Here is a 4,683-nt window from a genome sequence, read left to right as displayed (position 1 = left end):
CTGGCTGTGGAGCATTACAAGACTCCCGTCTGGAACCAGTGGGACTGGTATCCCATCGTCAACTTGAACTATATGCCGGCACCGGGACATATCCTTCAGCTCTCTCTGAGCAGCGACAAGGACTATCCCGACTACTGGGCGGTGCAGGATGCCGTCTCTTACATCGGCGGCGGATACTCTGAGCTGCATGGTAATCCGTTGCTGAAACCGGCACAAGAGTATGAGCTGAAAATGACCTATATTTTGAAAAGCAAATACATCTTCAGCGCTTGGTTCAACCATACCAAGGACTACTCCGTACAGACACTCTACCAATCCTCCGAACGTCTGGTTGAAATCTACAAGACACTCAATTTTGATTATCAGCAACAAGCAGGAATACAAGCCTCTATCCCGTTTAAGGTGAAGGATTGGTTGAATTCTCGCCTTACCCTCATCGGCTTGTGGCATCGCGAAAAGGATGGTGATTTCTGGGATATTCCTTTCGACAGAAAGCAATGCTATGGCATTGCCCAGATGAACAATACTTTTACTCTCTCCACCAAACCCGACTTGAAGCTGACGGTGACCGGATTTGTGCATAGTAAAGCCATTCAGGGCATCTACGACCTGCCTACGTCGGGCAATGTGAATATTGCCCTGCGCTACGGCTTCGCCAAGAACAAAGCCATTCTCAACCTCTATTGCAACGATATTTTTGAGACGGGACAGATTTCTCCCCGCATCCGTTTCAAGACGCAGAATGTGACGAATCATTACTCATGCTTCCGCGAATTCGGCGTATCGTTCACCTATAAATTCGGTGGATATAAGGAGAAGCAACGGGAGGCAGTGGATACGTCGCGGTTCAAATAGATAGAAGATGCAGGTGGTCAGGTGAAAATACGGTATTCTTTTGTACTTTGCCACATCTTTCGTACTTTTGCAACTTTCAAAACATTAAAGTTGTTATTTAAAGAAAAGACTCTGTATGAAATCGGACATTGAAATAGCCCGCAGCATAGAGCTGAAGAAGATAAAGCAGGTGGCTGAAAGTGTGGATATCCCGCGTGACGAAGTAGAGAACTATGGCCGTTACATAGCCAAGATTCCTACGCATCTGATTGATGAAGAGAAAGTGAAGAAGAGCAATCTGATACTGGTGACGGCTATCACGGCTACGAAAGCGGGTATCGGTAAAACAACCGTGTCCATCGGGCTGGCATTGGGGCTGAACAAGATTGGCAAGAAAGCGATTGTGGCTTTACGCGAACCCTCGCTGGGTCCTTGCTTCGGCATGAAAGGCGGTGCTGCCGGTGGAGGATATGCCCAGGTGCTGCCCATGGAGAAGATAAACCTGCACTTTACGGGCGACTTTCACGCCATTACCTCCGCACACAACATGATTTCCGCTTTGCTCGACAATTACTTGTACCAGCATCAGGCAGACGGCTTCGGACTGAAAGAAATCATCTGGCGGCGCGTACTTGATGTGAATGACCGTTCCTTGCGGAGCATTGTCACCGGATTGGGACCGAGCACCAACGGCATTACCGAGGAGTCGGGCTTCGATATTACCCCGGCTTCCGAAATTATGGCTATTCTCTGTCTGGCAACGGACCTCGACGACCTCCGTCGCCGTATTGAAAATATTATTCTGGGATTCCGTTTCGATGGTACTCCTTTCACAGTGAAGGAGTTAGGAGTAGCCGGTGCCATTACCGTACTGTTGAAAGATGCTATCAACCCCAACTTGGTACAGACTACCGAAGGCTCGGCTGCTTTTGTTCATGGCGGCCCGTTCGCAAATCTTGCCCATGGTTGCAACTCCATTCTTGCCACAAAAATGGCCATGACATTCGGCGATTATGTAGTGACGGAAGCCGGTTTCGGGGCTGACCTGGGTGCGGAGAAGTTCTACAACATCAAGTGCCGCAAGAGCGGCCTACAGCCCAAGCTGACGATAATCGTTGCTACCGCACAAGGACTGAAGATGCATGGCGGTGTCAGTCTGGACCGCATCAAGGAACCCAATATGGAAGGACTGAAAGAGGGCTTCGGCAATCTGGACAAGCATGTACGCAATTTGCGTTCATTCGGCCAGCAGGTCATCGTGGCATTCAACCGTTTTGCCAGTGATACGGACGAGGAGGTGGAAGCTATCCGCCGCCATTGCGAAGAAAAGCTTGAGGTAGGTTTTGCCGTGAACAACGCCTTTGCCAAAGGAGGAGAGGGAGCCGTTGACCTTGCCAATCTGGTAGTAGATACTATCGAGAACAAACCATCCGAACCGCTGACCTTCACCTACGAAGAGAGCGATTGCGTGGAACGTAAAATAGAAAAGGTAGCCTGCAACCTCTACGGGGCAAGCGTAGTGACTTACAGTCTCCACTCCCGCAAGGTTATCAAACTGATAGAGCAGATGGGTATCAGCCATTACCCCGTCTGTATTGCCAAGACACAGTACTCCTTCTCTGCCGACCCGAAGATATACGGTGCAGTCAACAACTTTGAGTTCCACATCAAGGATATTGTGGTCAATAACGGTGCGGAAATGATTGTAGCCATCGCCGGTGAAATTCTCCGTATGCCGGGATTACCCAAGAAACCACAAGCCGAACACATTGATATTGTGGACGGAAATATAGAAGGGCTGAGCTAAACGCGCGGAGCGCGTTTAGAATTAAGAATTAAAAATTAAAGGCTGCGCAGGTCAAAGCGAACATTGCGCAGCCTTTAATTTTTAATTCTGATTGCTTATTAATACGCAAACAGCGGGTATTCTTTCATCTTCGCATTTACGCGTGCGCGAACCTCTGCGATGACTTGTTCGTTGTCTACGTTGGACAGAACGGTTTCAATCATTTCGGCAATTTCGAGCATCAGGTTTTCCTTGGCACCACGGGTTGTGATGGCAGGAGTACCCAGACGGATACCGGAAGTCTGGAAAGCCGAGCGGCTGTCAAACGGAACCATGTTCTTGTTTACGGTGATGTCGGCAGATACCAACGCCTTCTCGGCAACCTTACCGGTCAAATCGGGATATTTGCTGCGCAGGTCTACCAGCATGGAGTGGTTGTCCGTACCGCCGGAAACGATGGTGAAGCCACGGTCCATCAAGGCTTGTGCCAAGACAGTAGCGTTTTTCTTCACCTGCTTGGCATATTCTTTCCATTCCGGTTGCAGGATTTCGCCGAAGGCAACGGCTTTGGCTGCGATGACATGTTCTAGCGGACCACCTTGGATACCGGGGAATACGGCTGAATCCAGCAACTGGGACATCATCTTGATTTCTCCCTTCGGAGTTTTCTTGCCCCAGGGGTTTGGGAAGTCCTTGCCCATCATGATAACGCCACCGCGAGGACCACGCAGAGTCTTGTGGGTAGTGGAGGTCACGATGTGGGCATATTTCACGGGGTTATCCAGTTCACCGGCTGCAATCAGTCCGGCAGGATGAGCCATGTCAATCATCAGGATGGCACCTATCTTGTCCGCGATTTCGCGCATGCGCTTGTAGTCCCATTCGCGGGAATAAGCAGAACCGCCGCCGATAATCATTTTGGGTTTCTCGCGCAGGGCAACTTCTTCCATCTGGTCATAGTCCACACGTCCGGTTTCCTGGTTCAGATTGTATTCGCAGGGAGTATAGATAATACCGGAAGTGTTGACCAGTGAACCATGGGAGAGGTGACCGCCGTGTGCAAGGTTCAGTCCCATGAATTTGTCGCCCGGATTGAGCACGGCGAGGAATACGGCTGCATTGGCTTGTGCACCGGAGTGCGGCTGTACGTTGGCCCATTCTGCGCCGAAGATCTGTTTCAAGCGGTCGATGGCAATCTGCTCACTCTGGTCCACTACCTCACAACCACCATAGTAACGCTTGCCGGGGTATCCTTCAGCATACTTGTTGGTGAGGCAGGAGCCCATTGCCTGCATAACCTGGTCACTTACAAAGTTCTCTGATGCAATCAGTTCAATGCCTTTGAGCTGACGTTGGTGTTCTTTTTCGATAAGTTCGAAAATTAAATCATCTCTTTTCATTCTGCTTATTAGATAAGTTTGATAAATCTGTGTTCTCTTATTAAGCGCACAAATTTACGGGAAATAAATGAATAAATTGAAAGAAAAGGAAGAAATTTACTGTCAAAAGAACACTCCGAAAGAAAAACTCAGCACATTGTCCCTGCGGTGAAAACGGATTTCGTTTTTCGTGTTTTCGTCTGCAGCGTTGTTGTCGGCCGGAATATCGTATGTCACGTTTTTGGAGATGTTATGCAGCCCCATGTCGTAACGGAAGTCGAAAAAGACGCGTGAGATGGTGACGGATACGCCGACGGTGAAACTGAGATTGAGCGGACGCAGCCTTTCACGGATATTCACCTGGTCGAAATTCTCGAAGTCGATGTCACTTTTCCTGTCCCATATATAGCGCACTTTGGGTCCTCCAAAGACGGCAAGGCTGTACGGCCCCTCCTTGATGAAGTTGTATCCGTAGATGACGGGGATGTCTATACTGTGGATGGACGATGTAATGGAGGCTTCCTCCGGCCGGGCTCCTGATGCGGCGTCTTCGGGCAGAGGTTTCTCGAAGGTGATGTTGCACCGGTTGATGTTGTAGGATATTTCCGGTTGCAGGAAGTGGCGGTCGAAATTTATCCGCATGAAAAGGGAACCGAAATATCCTATTTTGTAATTGTTCTGTAC

4 protein-coding genes are annotated in these 4,683 nt (G+C 49.4%); 2 read left to right on the top strand and 2 right to left on the bottom strand.

Annotated elements, in window-relative coordinates; translation table 11 throughout:
• Positions 1-855 (top strand): outer membrane beta-barrel protein (locus ABUA47_RS14105; protein ID WP_349831694.1); only part of this gene is annotated, 855 nt, incomplete at its 5' end.
• A gap of 115 nt (positions 856-970) precedes the next feature.
• Entirely contained in the window at positions 971-2,641 is a 1,671-nt protein-coding gene (locus ABUA47_RS14100) for a formate--tetrahydrofolate ligase (RefSeq protein ID WP_349831693.1), read from the top strand.
• A 98-nt stretch (positions 2,642-2,739) separates the two neighbouring features.
• On the opposite strand, the gene glyA is transcribed toward ABUA47_RS14100, so the two are convergent.
• On the bottom strand, positions 2,740-4,020 hold the full coding sequence (gene glyA, locus ABUA47_RS14095) for a serine hydroxymethyltransferase (protein WP_057258516.1): 1,281 nt from the start codon (positions 4,018-4,020) through the stop codon (positions 2,740-2,742).
• Positions 4,021-4,122: 102 nt separating this feature from the next.
• The coding region (locus ABUA47_RS14090; RefSeq protein WP_349831692.1) for a porin family protein at positions 4,123-4,683 on the bottom strand (561 nt) is incomplete at its 5' end.

The sequence above is a fragment of the Bacteroides sp. RTP31139st1_H2_RTP31139_211217 genome (assembly GCF_040227615.1).
In the GTDB taxonomy this organism is placed as follows: domain Bacteria; phylum Bacteroidota; class Bacteroidia; order Bacteroidales; family Bacteroidaceae; genus Bacteroides; species Bacteroides uniformis.
This window is presented reverse-complemented; position numbering and strand designations above follow the sequence as displayed.